This window comes from Paenarthrobacter sp. GQ52 (genome assembly GCF_059759005.1).
This window is the reverse complement of sequence record NZ_JCAXEJ010000001.1, coordinates 429,738-445,186: the sequence shown is the minus strand read 5'-3', so window position 1 is coordinate 445,186 and position 15,449 is coordinate 429,738. Positions and strand designations below refer to the sequence as shown.

The following is a 15,449-nucleotide window of genomic DNA, read 5'->3' as shown; positions in this document are numbered from 1 at the left end:
TCCGGGAATCTGTGCAGCGGCGTTGATTACTAATTACACGCGTGTAACTACCCGCCAGTCAAGCCACGCCGGGATAATAATCAAGAATCTGTAGAAACGTGGGATGCGCCACGCCCAACATTTTGGCCGCGCCGCCGCGTGTCCCTGCCGGAAATGGAAGCACTGGATCGCTTCAAGTGAACTTTCATTGAATTTCCGCGGAAATGGACTCCGGTTCGCCACTGAGCCCAACGACTTGAGAAATTCCAGTGTGTCGCATTTCACAATCACGGCGCACGGCCCGGGGACGCTCCGGGGCCACCGTGGCAAGATTGATGCATGAGCATCCCGGCAGCGAACCTGATGACCGCCCTGCGATCCGGTCATTCAACGTCACCACGACTCACCTGGTATGGCCCCGACTCCGAGCGTGTGGAGCTTTCGGGGCGTGTGTTGGATAACTGGGTAGCCAAAACCAGCAACCTGTTACAGGACGAACTGGACGCCGAACCCGGAATGTCCATCAGGCTGGACCTCCCGGCACATTGGAAATCCTTCGTCTGGGCCCTGGCGGCGTGGCAACTGGGAATGGAGGTGGTCTTTGACGACACCTCGGCGGATCTGCTGGCGACCGATAAGCCCGACGACGGCGCCGGGGCGGGCTTCGAAGCTGTGGTCGCCGTGCCGCTCGCTGCACTGGCCATGCGTTGGCCGGGTGAGCTGCCGTCCGGCGTCGTGGATTATGCGGCAGAAGTCCGTTCCCATGGCGATGTCTTCATGGCGCACAACGAACCCGAGGCAACCCTGCCCGCCGTACGCGGAACATCAGGACTCCCCCATGAGGACCTTATTGAAGGCTTTGCTGCCGCCCAGGAACCAGGCGTTCGGCTCTTGGTACGCGCGGCGGACGGCCTGGAGTCATGCCTGGCAGCTTCTCTGGGGGCTTGGAAAGAGGACGGCTCCGTAGTACTCGTGCACCCCGACCTCGATGTGACCGAGCACCTTCTGGAGAACGAGCGCGTCAGCCGTTCTTAACCTCTAAAGGTTCTTGGGCGTCAGAGGTTCTTGACTGAAGGGAATTCGCCGGTCGCCGGGTTGGCCCCGGATTCGGAATTGGTCTTGGATTTGTGGTGCAGCTCGATGATCTCGTGGTCATGCGAGAACTCGGGTTCGGCATCCAGTTCTTCGTTGAATACCCAGAAGCGGTAGGCGAAGAAACGGAAGATGGTGCCCAGGATGAGGCCCACGACGCTGCCGGCGATGAACAGTGAAGGCTTGTCGTTGAGGTCCAGGATGTACTTTGCGAACCACACACATCCCGACGCAATCAGGAGCCCGACAAGGTTCATGATGGCAAACAGCACCGCTTCACGAACCACGTTGGCCTGTTTACGGTGCCGGAACGTCCAGAAACGGTTCGCGACCCACGAGAAAATACTTGCAACAATGGTTGCAATGGCCTTGGCCCACACTTCGCTGCCGTGCATCGGGCCCGAAAAGAGCCAGATGAAGACCGCCGAATCGATGACGAAAGCAACACCGCCGACGGCGCCGAACTTTGCTACCTCACGCCAAAAAAGTGAGGCAAGTCCGCGGATGCGATCTGCAAGTGTGGTGATCATGACCCTCCATGGCCGTTGAAAAGTGGGCCGATGGGCCTCACCCATTTTAGCGCCGATTTCCATGTGCTGCCTTTGAAGGGGCTGTGAGAACGCCGATACTGGCGCCTCACGCCGCAGAAAACCATCCCAAAGGACGGCAGAATCAGTGATCCTGCCGGCGGTTCGGTAGGCTGAACCTTGTGACTTTTCCAGTAATTGGCGTTGTTGGCGGCGGCCAGCTCGCACGAATGATGGCTCCGCCCGCTACCGCCTTGGGCTTCGAACTCCGTGTTTTGGCCGAGGGTGAGGACGTTTCTGCCGTGGCCGCAGTGGCCACTGCGCCTCTTGGCGACTACAAGGACCTGGATGCTCTTCTTGAGTTCTCCAAGGGCCTGGACGTGCTCACGTTTGATCACGAACACGTCCCCACGGAACACCTGCAAGCCCTCCTGGACGCAGGCGTCAACGTCCAACCCGGCCCTGACGCGTTGGTTAACGCCCAGGACAAGTTGGTGATGCGGGCTGCAATTGACCGTTTGGGCCTGCCGAACCCTGAGTGGTCGGCTGTCCATAGCGTTGAGGATCTGGTGGCCTTTGGCGACAGGATCGGCTGGCCCGTGGTTCTGAAGACCCCTCGCGGAGGCTACGACGGCAAGGGTGTCAGGATTGTTGACTCCGCGGACGATGCCTTGGAAACTGCCGACTGGTTCCAGGCAATGAGTCCCCTGCTGGCAGAAGCCAAGGTTGATTTCAGCCGCGAACTCTCGGCCCTTGTGGCACGCAGCCCAAGTGGGGAATCCCGTGCATGGCCGGTTGTCCACACCATTCAGGTGGATGGAGTTTGCGACGAAGTGATCGCACCCGCCCAGAACATTTCCGTTGAAGTGGCTGCTGCCGCTGAAGAGGCTGCCCTGCGCATTGCCAACGAACTCGGCGTCACCGGGGTCATGGCCGCAGAGCTGTTCGAAACTCCGGGAGTCGGAGCAGGCTTCCTTATCAACGAGCTCGCGATGCGTCCGCACAACACCGGCCACTGGACGCAGGACGGTTCCATCACCAGCCAGTTCGAGCAGCACCTGCGGGCCGTGTTGGACCTTCCGTTGGGCGCAACGGATGCCCTGGCCCCCGTGGTGGTCATGAAGAACTTCCTGGGCGGCGACAACCAGGATCTCTTTAAGGCCTTCCCCATGGCGTTGGCCTTCGAGCCTGCGGCAAAGGTGCACTCCTACGGCAAGTCCGTCCGACCAGGTCGCAAGATCGGCCATGTGAACCTGGTTGGCAGCTCGGTTTCCGACGTCGACTCGGTCCGCCAGCGTGCCACCGCCGTGGCTAACATCATCCGTGACGGCCGCAAGCCGGAGCAGACCACCCTTGAGGAGACCGCATGACTTCGGAAACAACAGCCCCGCTGGTTGGGCTCGTGATGGGCTCGGACTCCGATTGGCCGGTCATGGAGGCCGCCGCGGACGCCCTGGCCGAGTTCGGCATCCCCTTTGAGGCAGACGTCGTGTCAGCTCACCGCATGCCCACTGAGATGATCCGCTACGGCCAGACTGCCCACGAACGCGGCCTGCGCGTCATCATTGCCGGGGCCGGCGGGGCTGCCCACCTTCCCGGCATGCTGGCTTCAGTCACGCCCCTTCCCGTCATCGGCGTCCCCGTCCCCCTCAAAACGTTGGACGGCATGGATTCATTGCTGTCCATCGTCCAGATGCCTGCCGGCGTTCCCGTGGCCACTGTGTCCATAGCCGGTGCCCGCAATGCAGGTCTTCTCGCCGTTCGCATGTTGGCTTCAGGCACTGACGACCTTGCATCGAAGCTCCGCGCGGATCTCCTCACCTTCGCCCAGGAGTTGAACGACGTTGCCACAAAGAAGGGCGAAAACCTGCGCCACAAAGTAGAAGAGGTCTTTTCCCCTGCGAATGCCTCCGCCCGGAGCCCCCGCTAGGAAGGCAGCGGTTGATGACCATGCACAAGACCCCGAGTCAGCCCGGTTCCGCCCTGACTGATCCCGTCCGCTATCCGTCCGGCGCCAGCGCTCCGGTGCGGACCAAACGCGCCTTCGTGCTGGTCCTCCTCACTCTCTTTGTTCCCGGCAGCGCCCAAATTGTTGCCGGGGACCGCAAACTTGGCCGCATCGCTTTGCGCGTCACCATCACGGTGTGGGCCCTAGCCCTGCTCACATTGTTCATTGCCTTGGTGAACCGGACGATGCTGCTCAGCGTCGTCACGCATCCGGTGGGTTCGTTGTTCATCATCGTGATCCTCGTGGCGTTGGCTTTGGGGTGGGCCTTCTTGTTCCTCAATACCCTGAGGATCATCAGGCCCGCGCTCCTGGCACCGGGAATGCGCCCCATCATCGCCGTCGTCCTGGCGGTGACCACGGTCCTCGCCAGCGGATCGCTGGGCTATCTCGCCTACGTCCTGAACGTAAGCCGCAATGCAATCGGCAGCATTTTCAATGCCGGTCCCGCCATTGATCCAGTGGACGGACGGTACAACTTCCTCATGATGGGTGGCGACGCCGGGGACGATAGGACCGGCCGCCGCCCGGACAGCCTTTCCGTCATCAGCGTCGACGCGAAAACCGGCGAGAGTGCCATCATCTCTGTCCCCCGAAACCTTCAGAACGCCCAATTCAGCGAGGGCTCGCCTATGCGCGGGATCTACCCCGATGGCTACAACTGCGGGGACGAATGCCTCATCAACGCCGTCAACACCGAGGTCACCAATAACCACCAGGACCTCTATCCAGGGGTCGCGGATCCCGGAGCGCAGGCCACGCTCGAAGCCGTGTCCGGCACCTTGGGCATCACCGTCCAGGCGTACGTCCTGGTGGACATGGACGGTTTCGCCAAACTCATCGATGCCATGGGCGGCATCCGTATCAAAGCCGGCGGCTGGGTGCCCATCAGTGGTCCCGTCACTGACGAGGCCAACGGAATTCACGGCATGCCTGACGGTTGGATTCCTGCCGGCGACCAACACTTGAATGGCTTCCAGGCCCTTTGGTACGGTCGGTCCCGCGAATTCGTGGATGACTACGCCCGCATCGCGCGCCAGCAGTGCGTACAGCAAGCCATGCTCAAGCAGTTGGACCCTGCCACGCTCCTCACCAAGTTCGAGGACATCGCCAACGCCGGCACCAAGGTGGTTGACTCCAACATTTCCTCGAACCAGCTGGGCAGCTTTGTGGACCTAGCGTTGAAGTCCAAGAACCAGCCCGTCAAGCGCCTCACCATCGGCCCCCCGGACTTTGACGCGTCCTTCTCCACGGTGCCGGACTTTGACCTGATCCATTCCAAGGTCCAGGAAGTGCTGGCCTCGTCCGACACCCCCAAGGCGAGCGACGCCGTCGTTTCCTATGATGGAGCCGGGGCCGGAGCCATTATGGCCGCGGGGCCGGTTGCGGGTTCTGTTCCCTTGAGCCAGTTGCCGTCGCCTTCGGCCGATTTCACCCCGGTGACCACCACGCCCGACGGCACCCCGATCACCATCGAGTTGCTGAACGGCCTCAAGGCCCAAGGCGATGAGCAAGGTATCCGTGACCTCGTGGCAACCAACGGACAGTGCGCACCGCTGTAAGCCGCCTTCCGCCCACCCCACGTTCAGCGCAACGATAAGGACTTTCTTTCGTGTACCAGATTGAGAATGTTTTGCGACCCTATGCGTGGGGTTCGACGACGGCGATCGCTGGCTTGCTTGGCCGGCCGGCGTCAGGTGGTCCCGAAGCCGAAATGTGGATCGGAGCCCACCCGGACTCGCCCTCCACAGCCGTTCACCCCAACGGTGTCACCCAGCCCTTGGACGCGTTGATCGCGTCGGATCCCCTGCGCTGCCTGGGCTCGGAAAGCCTCGCCGAATTCGGCCCACGGCTGCCGTTCCTCACCAAGCTCCTGGCCGCAGAGCAGCCGCTGTCCTTGCAGGTGCACCCCAGCCTTGACCAGGCCCGGGAAGGATTCGCACGGGAGAATGCGGCCGGCGTCCCCGCCGATGCAGCAGACCGCAACTACCGGGATGACAACCACAAACCGGAGATGATCTTCGCCCTCACTCCGTTCAAGGCATTGTGTGGTTTCCGTTCACCTGCTGAGTCCAGGGACATCTTTGGGCACCTGGCCCACGTCCTTGATTCCGCGGCAGTGGACGTTCCCGATGTCATCAAAGGCGTCATCGCAGATCTCGGCCAGCCTGATGAGCCTGCAGCCCTGAAAGCAGCCTTCAGCCGACTCATCGAGGGTGGCACCGGCGTCTCCGACGCCATCAACGAGGTAGTCGCCGTCCTGTCCGCCGGCGCACCGCTGGAGCCGCACCGCGAAGCGTTGACCGCCATGGTGGACATCAATGAAGCCTTCCCCGGAGATCCCGGCGTCCTCATTTCCCTTCTGCTGAACCATCTTTCCCTGCAGCCCGGTGACGTGGTTTACCTGCCAGCCGGCAACGTGCACGCTTACCTCCACGGGTTGGGCGTGGAGGTCATGGCCTCCTCTGACAATGTCCTCCGTGGCGGACTCACGCCAAAGCACGTGGACGTCCCCGAATTGCTGAAGACTGTACGCTTCGAAGCACTCGGCGTGCCCCGCATCGAGGCCAGCGGAACCGAGTTCGGGCAGGAACTGTACCGGCCGCCCTTCAAGGAATTCCAGCTGCAGCGGATTGAGCTTGGCCCGGGCGCCGAACCGGTGCCGCTGGCGCAAACCGGGCCCGCCGTCGTCGTGGTGGTGTCTGGTTCGGTGTTGCTCGACTCCCCCAAGAGTGATCTCAAGCTGCAGCGTGGCGCTGCAGCGTTCATCCCCGACATCGAGGCCCCCGTGAACGTCCACCCCGTGCAGGGAGCGACGGACACCAGTGTTGCCTTCGCGGTGACCACGGGGCTGGGGAACTGATTCATGGAGTTTTTCCTGCAAACGCCCGCATGGGCGGCTGTCCAGCGTTCCTTGGGACGCCGTGTCCATGAGCAGTCCGGGCCCGGCTGGAGTTTCCTCGCGATCGAGGAGAAGAACCCCGCCGGCAAGGTCATCTACGCCCCCTACGGCCCCGTAGCGGAGTCCGTGGAAGCTTTCGACGCCGCCACTGCTGCCTTGGTGGCCCTGGCAAAGGCGGAGGGTGCTGTGTTCGTGCGGCTGGAGCCCGCTGCCGCCGGATTCACAGCGTCCGACGCCGATGCTCTCCTTCGCGCCCGCGGTATGACGCCGGCGCCGGTTAACCAGCAGCCTGAGCTCAGCTGGATCGTGGATCTTGACGGCGACTTCAAAGACGTCCTGGCCGGGATGAAGCCGACCAACAGGAACCTCTACCGGAACATCCACAAGAAGGGTGTCACGTTCCGCGCTTCCCAGGATCCCGCCGACATCTCTGTGCTTCTGCATTTCCTCCATCTGACAGCTGCCCGGAACGGCTTCAAGCCCCAAAGCGACGAGTACCTCACGCAAGTAGCCGCTTCCCTGCTGCCCAATGGCGCGGGAACGCTGTTCATCGCGGAGCTTGAGGGCGAACCGATCGCCGCTGCTTTCGCCTATGACTCCGCTGATACCCGTGTGTACGCCCATGCCGCTTTGGATGACACCCACCGCAAGCTCAGCGCAGGCATCCCGCTCCTGGTGACTTTGATGGCTGACGCCAAGGAGAAGGGCCTCAAACACGTAGATCTTTGGGGTGTGGCGCCGGAAGACCAGCCGGACCACAAATGGGCGGGCTTCACTGCGTTCAAAAAGTCATTCGGAGGCCGCGAAGTCTCCTACCCGGGCACCTGGGACCTCCCGGTCAACAAGCTCCGCTACGGCGCCTACCAGCTTGCCAGGAAGCTCCGCGACAAACTGCGCTAGGCCAGCTCCCGAAGTCAGCACGAGGAACCCGTACCCCCACCACCCACTTTGACGACGCCTGCATCACGACACACCCACACACCCGGCGTGTCCGCAGGCTTCCAAAGTCAAAGTAGGTGATGAGAGCACACCTCACTCACTGCTGCGCAGGAGCGCCCGACGTCGGCACCACCGAAGCGCCGTCGTCGAACCCTTGCGTGTTGACCGGCGAGGCCACGCTAATTGCCCATGGGCACCTTGATCCGGGCGCCAGCACTCCATTTGTGTAGCGAAATTGTGCAGGCGCGGTGAGGAACCCGTACGTCCACCACCCACTTTGAGGGCGCCTGCATTACGACACACCCACACACCCGGCGTGCCCGCCGGTTTTCAAAGTCAAAGTAGGTGATGAGAGCACACCTCGCGCACTGCTGCGCAGGAGCGCCCGACGTCGGCACCACCGAAGCGCCGTCGCCGAACCCTTGCGTGTTGACCGGTCGGCACCTCGGCGGACCGTGCGCATAACCGGCGAGGCCACCCTAATTCCCATGGGCACCGTCGTCCAGGCGCCACCACTCCATCTGCGTAGCGAAATTGTGCCCGGCGCGGTGAGGAACCCGTACCTCCACCACCCACTTTGAGGGCGCCTGCATTACGACACACCCACACACCCGGCGTGCCCGCCGGTTTCCAAAGTCAAAGTAGGTGATGACGGCGCAGCTCGCTCACTGCTGCGCAGGAGCGCCCGACGTCGGCACCACCGAAGCGCCGTCGTCGAACCCTTGCGTGTTGATCGGTCGGCACCTCGGCGGACCGTGCGCATAACCGGCGAGGCCACCCTAATTGCCCATGGGCACCGTGATCCGGGCGCCACCACTCCATCTGCGTAGCGAAATTGTGCAGGGCGCGGTGAGGAACCCGTACTCCCGCCACCCACTTTGAGGGCGCCTGCATCACGACACGCCCAGACACTCGGCGTGTCCGCAGGCTTCCAAAGTCAAAGTAGGTGATGAGAGCACACCTCGCGCACTGCTGCGCAGGAGCGCCCGACGTCGGCACCACCGAAGCGCCGTCGCCGAACCCTTGCGTGTTGATCGGTCGGCACCTCGGCGGACCGTGCGCATAACCGGCGAGGCCACCCTAATTCCCATGGGCACCGTCGTCCAGGCGCCACCACTCCATCTGCGTAGCGAAATTGTGCCCGGCGCGGTGAGGAACCCGTACCTCCACCACCCACTTTGAGGGCGCCTGCATCACGACACACCCAGACACCCGGCGTGTCCGCAGGCTTCCAAAGTCAAAGTAGGTGATGAGAGCACACCTCACTCACTGCTGCGCAGGAGCGCGCAACCGAAGCCGTCTGGGCACAAAGAAGGACGGCGAGTATCGCGAAAGCGGCATCAAATCGACAAGGTACGAGGAGATAGCCGCCGAGCGTTGCTCGCCGTCCTTCTGTTAGCTGCGGAGGTTACGGCTTGCGCGCGTACGTCTCCCACTTGGATGCGTGGTGCTCAGCCTCTACGAAGCGGACCGTCCCGGACTTGGAGCGCATCACGATGGACTGCGTCATGACGCGGTCCTTCTGGTAGCGCACACCGTGGAGGAGGTCGCCGTCGGTGATGCCGGTTGCTGCGAAGTAGCAGTTGTCCGAGGTGACGAGGTCGTTGGTGGACAGGACGCGGTCGAGGTCGTGTCCGGCGTCGATGGCCTTCTGCTTCTCTTCGTCCGACGTCGGCCACAGGCGACCCTGGATCACACCGCCGAGCGACTTGATGGCACAGGCTGCAACGATGCCTTCCGGGGTGCCGCCGATGCCCATCAGGGCGTCAACGCCGGTACCGGAGCGGGCTGCTGCGATGGCGCCGGCGACGTCGCCGTCCATGATGAACTTGGTGCGGGCACCGGCTTCGCGGATTTCTTCCACGAGGGGGCGGTGGCGGTCGCGGTCCAGGATCATGACGTTGAGCTGGTTGACCTTGACGCCCTTGGCTTTGGCGATGAGGTGCAGGTTCTGCTTGACGGGCAGGCGCAGGTCCACCATGTCGGCGGCTTCGGGGCCGGTGACGAGCTTCTCCATGTAGAACACAGCGGAAGGATCGAACATGGATCCGCGCTCGGCAACTGCCAACACTGCCAGGGCGTTGTTGATGCCCAGGGCGGTCAGGCGTGTTCCATCGATGGGGTCCACGGCGACGTCGCACTCGGGACCGGTGCCGTCACCAACCTGCTCGCCGTTGAACAGCATGGGGGCTTCATCTTTTTCGCCTTCACCGATGACCACGACGCCGTTGAAGTGGACGGTGTGAAGGAACGAACGCATAGCATCGACGGCGGCACCGTCTGCCTTGTTTTTGTCGCCGAAACCTACCCAGTGGCCACCGGCAATTGCCGCGGCTTCGGTGACACGGACGAGTTCAAGCGCAAGGTTGCGGTCGGGTTCGTCGAGGCCGACGGCAAGCGACGGCGAAATCGTGGAATACTGCTGGGTCATTGGTGCAGGAGACACTTGAACCTCTTCTTCGAGTGACGATTCACGGGACCGGACATGGTTGCACTAGGCAACCCGGGGTTCCTCTATCAACGATCATAGTCGCCGAGTGGTCCGGGAGTCGTTGGATGACCACGGCCCGCAATACCGGCGGTGAGGTTGCCGGATGTGTGTTCCCTGCCTCGATAAGCGATCATGGAGAGGTGAGTGAAACGCAGGACAAGCCCGCTGCCGGCAATGAGCCGGATGCCGCGGAGGCTAACCAAACAAGCGCCCAGGCATCCCCGGATGCCCCCTATAAACCCGTCATCGCGGCGAAAGCTGCCAAGCGGGCCAACGCTTCGGTCATCGGCATGGTCATAGCGCTGCTTGTCTGTGTGCTGGCTTTCCTCCCCATCGTTTTGATGAACCCGGCTCCCAAAGGCGAAGGTTTCAGGCCGGATGTTGACGTCGCGTCCATATCCCGCAACGCCACGGGTGTGGCGGGATTCACACCTGTCACTCCGGATACGGGCGACACATTCAAGCCCAACTACGCCCGTTGGGAGTCCGGCAGCGGAAGCGGCGTTCCTACCTGGGAGATTGGTTTCCTGACTCCCAAGGAAAACTTCATCGGGCTCACCCAGACCAGCCAGGCAAACCCCACGTGGGTTCTGCAGAAAACGGAGAACCTTCCTGTCACTGGCACGCGTAGTGCAGGCGGCCAGGAGTGGGAGCTGCGCGACTCAGGCAAGGAAAAGCGCAGCATGGTCCTGGAGTACCGCGGTACCACCATCATTCTGAACGGCACCGCAAACCTGGATGAGTTCGCAACTTTGGCGGCCGCCGTCGTGAAGTCCGCCGAGCAGGCACCGCCTGCAAGCGCACCGGCCACCGCCACTACATCCGCGCAGCCCTCCGCCTAACTCGGCGCAACAGTTTCACGGACTGCCCCGTCCGCGTCGTAAAGTAAGGCTCGTGCCTACTTACCTGACTCCAGCCCTGGCGTGGCGCCGTCTCCGCGAGGGCAACGAACGTTTTGTTTCCGGCGAATCCCTGCACCCCAACCAGGATGCTTCGCGGCGATCTTCTCTCATTGAGAACCAGAACCCCTTCGCCGTGATCTTCGGCTGCTCGGATTCACGGCTCGCTGCAGAAATTATCTTTGACCTGGGACTCGGTGACGCCTTCGTGGTGCGCACTGCCGGCCAGGTCATTGACGATGCGGTCCTGGGTTCGCTCGAGTACAGCATCAGCGAACTCCGGGTTCCGCTGATCGTCATCCTCGGCCATGACAGCTGCGGTGCCGTGAAGGCCACCAAGGCTGCCGTAGAAACAGGCGAGATGCCCCCGGGCTTCATCCGCGACCTCGTCGAGCGCATCACACCGTCCGTCCTGACCGCCAAGCGCAATAGCCAGGAAGACGTCAACGACATGGTGGTGGAGCACGTCAAGCAGACTGCTGCCCGCCTGGCTGACAGCTCACGTGTGATTTCCGACGCCATCGACGACGGCCGGGTTGCCGTGATCGGCCTGTCGTACAAGCTCGACGAAGGCCGTGCGGCGCTCGTTTCCGGGATCGGCAAGCTCTAGGAAGGCGTGCTCCGGCCCCAGCGCCGGAGCACGTAGCACTCCTCTCCGGGTTTTCTGTGGAGCGTCCAATCGCCCTAAGCTAGCCCCATGACTTCCACCACTGAGTTCCGTATTGAACATGACACGATGGGCGAAGTTCGCGTCCCCGTGAACGCCCTGTACCGCGCCCAGACGCAGCGTGCTGTGGAGAACTTCCCGATCTCCGGCAAGACGCTCGAGCGCACACACATCGAGGCTCTTGCCCGCGTGAAGAAGGCAGCTGCACTGGCGAATGCCGAACTGGGGGTGCTCGATGGTGAGCTCGCCGAGGCTATCGCCGCCGCTGCCGATGAGGTTGCCACCGGTAAGTACGACGGCGACTTCCCGATTGACGTTTTCCAGACCGGCTCGGGCACTTCCTCCAACATGAACACCAACGAGGTCATCGCGGAGCTGGCATCGCGCGCCCTCGCGGCCGCGGGGAGTGACAAAGTTGTCCACCCGAACGACCATGTGAACGCGTCGCAGTCCTCCAACGACGTCTTCCCGACGTCCGTACACGTCGCCGCCACCTCGGCCCTGATCAACGACCTGATCCCGGCACTGGAGTACCTGGCAGCTTCCCTCGATCGCAAGGCCGTGGAGTTCAAGGACGTCGTCAAGTCCGGCCGTACCCACCTCATGGACGCCACGCCGGTCATGCTCGGCCAGGAATTTGGCGGCTACGCTGCCCAGGTCCGGTACGGCATCGAGCGCATCAACGCCGCACTCCCCCGCGTTGCCGAAGTTCCCTTGGGTGGCACCGCTGTTGGTACCGGAATCAACACCCCGGCCGGCTTCCCGGAGCGCGTCATCGAACTCCTCGCCGCCGACACCGGCCTGCCGCTGACCGAGGCACGCGACCACTTCGAAGCACAGGCAAACCGTGACGGCCTGATCGAGGGTTCCAGCCAGCTCCGCAACATCGCGATCTCCTTCATGAAGATCAACAACGACCTCCGTTGGATGGGCTCCGGCCCCAACACGGGCCTCGGCGAAATCGCCATTCCGGACCTTCAGCCGGGCTCCTCGATCATGCCGGGCAAGGTCAACCCGGTCATCTGCGAAGCGTCCATCATGGTCTGCGCCCAGGTCATCGGCAACGACACCGCCATCGCCTGGTCCGGCACCAACGGCGCCTTCGAACTCAACGTCGGCATCCCCGTGATGGCCGCCAACCTGCTCGAGTCCATCCGCCTGCTGGCCAACACCAGCCGCGTCATGGCCGACAAGATGATCGACGGCATCACCGCCAACGTTGAGCGTGCGCGCTTCCTTGCAGAGGCTTCCCCGTCCATCGTGACCCCGCTGAACAAGTTCATTGGTTACGAGAACGCTGCCAAGATCGCCAAGATCGCCGTGAAGGAGGGCCTGACCATCCGCCAGGCCACCGAGAAGCTTGGCTTCGTCGGCGAGGGCGAAGGCAAGGTTACCGAGGCAGAGCTCGACAAGGCCCTCGATGTCACCACCATGACGTCCCCCGCTCACAAGAACTAATACTCAAAGCACGACGACGGCCGGTACCTTTCTCACGAAAGGTACCGGCCGTCGTCGTACCCGAAAGTATGAGCAAAGCCATACCCGAAATTTTTTGCACTTTTAGTGCTTGAGTGCAAAACTTTACTTTGTGATCAATAGTGCAAATACTGATGGTGGCCTCCGTGAGCGCAAGCGTGCTGCCACGCGGACGGCGATCACCGCCGTCGCGCGTTCCATGACCGCTGCACGTGGCCTGAGCGGTTTCACCGTTGAAGAAGTCTGCGAAGAGGCGGGGATTTCACGCCGGACCTTCTTCAATTACTTCCACTCCAAGGAAGACGCCGTCATCGGTTCCTTTTCGGATGAGTTGCCCGAGGACGCCTTGGAAACGTTCAACCAGAACCCTTCCCCCACACCGGACAGCATCTCCGGGACTCTCTTGGCAGCCCTGCACGTGCTCACCGTGACCCTGATGGAGCGTTCATCCATCAGCCGGACCGAGGTCCAACAGTTCATCGCTGCCATTACGGCCGAACCACAGCTACTGGCGCGGCTCACCCTGGAAGGGGAAGCCCGCGAACGACAATTCGCCGCGCTGGTGGCCGCCCGCGAAGGGCTGGACCCCGAGCACCCCGAGGTCATGACGGCAACGGTGGTGTTCGGGGCTGTCTCCAAGAAGACAGCACAGCAGTTCTTCTCGGAGGATAATTCGCGCCCCTACCGCGGGATCCTCGAACAGAACCTCAACGCCGCACGGAAACTTTTTGCGCAACCACTGGCCACGAACCAAGAGTTGGGCGCCAACCCCCTTGAGACCACGAAGGACCCCGCATGAGTACACTCTCCAAAGCAGCCGAACCGCTGCTGCTGACCCAGAAACGCATCTGGATCATCTTCTCGGCGCTGATCGCAGGCATGCTGTTGTCCAGCCTCGACCAGACGATCGTTTCCACCGCAATGCCTACCATCGTGGGCAAGCTGGGCGGCGTGGAGCACCAGGCCTGGATCACCACCGCGTACCTCCTTGCCACCACCATCGTGATGCCCATCTACGGCAAGTTCGGTGACATCCTTGGGCGTCGCAACCTGTTCCTCGTCGCAATCGCCCTGTTTACCCTCGCATCCGTGGGTTGCGCGTTTGCCACCGACTTCTGGGGCTTCGTGATCTTCCGCGCCATTCAAGGCCTGGGCGGCGGCGGCCTCATGATCCTCTCGCAGGCGATCATTGCCGACATCGTTCCCGCCAAGGAGCGCGGCAAGTACATGGGCCCGTTGGGCGCAATCTTCGGCCTATCCGCTGTAGCCGGACCGCTGCTGGGTGGCTTCTTCGTTGACCACCTCACCTGGGAATGGGCTTTCTACATCAACATCCCCATCGGCATCGCTGCGTTCATCACCGCCTGGTTCACTTTGACCCTGCCGAATAAGAAGGCAGAGAAGAAGATCGACATCCTGGGTGTCCTGTTCCTCTCCGCTGCCACCACCTGCCTCATCTTCTTCACGGACTTTGGCGGCAAGAAGGACGAGGGCTGGGATTCACCCCTTACGTGGGCGTTTGGGGCCGGCATGGTCCTGGCCGCCTTTGCCTTCGTGATGGTTGAACGCCGCGCCGAGGACCCCATCATTCCGCTGAGCCTGTTCAAGAACCCCATCTTCATCAACGCCACGGCCATCGGCTTTACGTTGGGCCTGGGTATGTTCGCCGCCATCGCTTTCGTTCCCACGTTCCTGCAGATGTCCTCCGGAACGTCGGCCGCTGAGTCCGGACTGCTGATGCTGCCCATGATGGTGGGCCTGATGGGCACGTCCATCTACTCCGGTATCCGCATTTCCAAGACCGGCAAGTACAAGATGTACCCCATCCTGGGTGCTGCGCTCACCATCGCTGCAATGCTCTGGCTGACCACGCTCACAGCGGCAACCCCCATCTGGGTCATCTGCGTGCAGCTCTTCATCTTCGGCGCCGGCTTGGGCCTGATCATGCAGGTCATTGTCCTGGTAGTGCAGAACTCCGTTCCTGCTGACCAGATTGGTACGGCGACCAGTACCAACAACTACTTCCGCGAGGTAGGGGCATCGCTGGGTGTCGCCGTCTTTGGCGCGATCTTCACCAACCGTTTGGCCGAATCACTCACCGACGCCTTCACAGGTGCTGGTGCCTCTGCCGAGCAGGCTTCACAGTCCACCAGTACCCTGGATCCCCAAGCCTTGGCGCAGATGCCTGAACAGTTGCGTGATGCGATCGTCAACGCCTACGCCAACTCGCTGGCGCCCGTCTTCTGGTACTTGGTGCCGTTCATTGCCATCGCACTGATCCTTGCCATCACCCTGAAGCAGATCCCGCTCTCAGACACCGCCGGCATGGTGGCACGCGGCGAGGCTGTGGGTGGCGAAGAGGCGGACCGGCTTGAGGCCGAGCGACTGGAGACTGCGCGACTGGAAGCGGACTTGGCTGCCTCGGATGGCATCGAAAAGGATCGTCCGACGGCAGATGCGGCCAGACGGTAA

The 15,449-nt window shown here is 62.3% G+C and carries 13 protein-coding genes; 11 read left to right on the top strand and 2 right to left on the bottom strand.

The annotated features are described in order from the left end of the window. Nucleotides 1–318: 318 nt before the first annotated feature. The gene (locus AC6CH8_RS02035) at nucleotides 319–1,014 is read left to right on the top strand and encodes a TIGR03089 family protein (RefSeq protein ID WP_091466145.1); all 696 of its coding nucleotides are present in this window, start codon (nucleotides 319–321) and stop codon (nucleotides 1,012–1,014) included. Between the two features lie 20 nt (nucleotides 1,015–1,034). Here AC6CH8_RS02035 and AC6CH8_RS02030 read toward each other — a convergent pair whose 3' ends face one another. Next, on the bottom strand, nucleotides 1,035–1,601 hold the full coding sequence (locus tag AC6CH8_RS02030) for a GtrA family protein (protein ID WP_091466143.1): 567 nt from the start codon (nucleotides 1,599–1,601) through the stop codon (nucleotides 1,035–1,037). Between the two features lie 179 nt (nucleotides 1,602–1,780). Here AC6CH8_RS02030 and AC6CH8_RS02025 point away from each other — a divergent pair, with 179 nt between their 5' ends. From AC6CH8_RS02025 to AC6CH8_RS02005, 5 genes are read left to right on the top strand one after another with little or no spacing between them, the layout of a single operon-like run. Further along, nucleotides 1,781–2,968 (top strand): 5-(carboxyamino)imidazole ribonucleotide synthase, encoded by a 1,188-nt coding sequence (locus AC6CH8_RS02025; RefSeq protein WP_498188478.1) that lies wholly within the window; start codon nucleotides 1,781–1,783, stop codon nucleotides 2,966–2,968. Further along, entirely contained in the window at nucleotides 2,965–3,528 is a 564-nt protein-coding gene (gene purE, locus AC6CH8_RS02020; RefSeq protein WP_498188477.1) for a 5-(carboxyamino)imidazole ribonucleotide mutase, read from the top strand. Before AC6CH8_RS02025 ends, purE begins: the two co-directional genes overlap by 4 nt. 14 nt (nucleotides 3,529–3,542) lie before the next feature. After that, complete coding sequence (locus AC6CH8_RS02015; RefSeq protein WP_498188476.1) at nucleotides 3,543–5,165, top strand: LCP family protein; 1,623 nt, start codon at nucleotides 3,543–3,545, stop codon at nucleotides 5,163–5,165. A gap of 50 nt (nucleotides 5,166–5,215) precedes the next feature. Further along, a complete protein-coding gene (gene manA / locus AC6CH8_RS02010) occupies nucleotides 5,216–6,466 on the top strand; it encodes a mannose-6-phosphate isomerase, class I (protein ID WP_498188475.1) in 1,251 nt (416 codons plus the stop codon). Nucleotides 6,467–6,469: 3 nt separating this feature from the next. Then, nucleotides 6,470–7,405, top strand: coding sequence for a lipid II:glycine glycyltransferase FemX (locus AC6CH8_RS02005; protein WP_498188474.1), 936 nt, complete (start codon nucleotides 6,470–6,472; stop codon nucleotides 7,403–7,405). A 1,447-nt stretch (nucleotides 7,406–8,852) separates the two neighbouring features. On the opposite strand, the gene glpX is transcribed toward AC6CH8_RS02005, so the two are convergent. Continuing rightward, nucleotides 8,853–9,875: a class II fructose-bisphosphatase gene (gene glpX, locus AC6CH8_RS02000; protein WP_017198677.1), complete on the bottom strand. Its 1,023-nt coding sequence runs from the start codon at nucleotides 9,873–9,875 to the stop codon at nucleotides 8,853–8,855. A gap of 200 nt (nucleotides 9,876–10,075) precedes the next feature. Between glpX and AC6CH8_RS01995 the strand changes: the two genes are divergently transcribed. The 5 genes from AC6CH8_RS01995 (at nucleotide 10,076) to AC6CH8_RS01975 (ending at nucleotide 15,449) form a co-directional block, all read left to right on the top strand. Beyond that, complete coding sequence (locus tag AC6CH8_RS01995; RefSeq protein WP_498188473.1) at nucleotides 10,076–10,777, top strand: DUF4245 domain-containing protein; 702 nt, start codon at nucleotides 10,076–10,078, stop codon at nucleotides 10,775–10,777. 52 nt (nucleotides 10,778–10,829) lie between these two features. Beyond that, a complete protein-coding gene (locus tag AC6CH8_RS01990; protein ID WP_011774029.1) occupies nucleotides 10,830–11,444 on the top strand; it encodes a carbonic anhydrase in 615 nt (204 codons plus the stop codon). A gap of 87 nt (nucleotides 11,445–11,531) precedes the next feature. Then, nucleotides 11,532–12,959: a class II fumarate hydratase gene (locus AC6CH8_RS01985; RefSeq protein ID WP_091466132.1), complete on the top strand. Its 1,428-nt coding sequence runs from the start codon at nucleotides 11,532–11,534 to the stop codon at nucleotides 12,957–12,959. A gap of 130 nt (nucleotides 12,960–13,089) precedes the next feature. Next, complete coding sequence (locus tag AC6CH8_RS01980; protein WP_498188472.1) at nucleotides 13,090–13,776, top strand: TetR/AcrR family transcriptional regulator; 687 nt, start codon at nucleotides 13,090–13,092, stop codon at nucleotides 13,774–13,776. Then, entirely contained in the window at nucleotides 13,773–15,449 is a 1,677-nt protein-coding gene (locus AC6CH8_RS01975) for an MDR family MFS transporter (RefSeq protein ID WP_498188471.1), read from the top strand. Before AC6CH8_RS01980 ends, AC6CH8_RS01975 begins: the two co-directional genes overlap by 4 nt.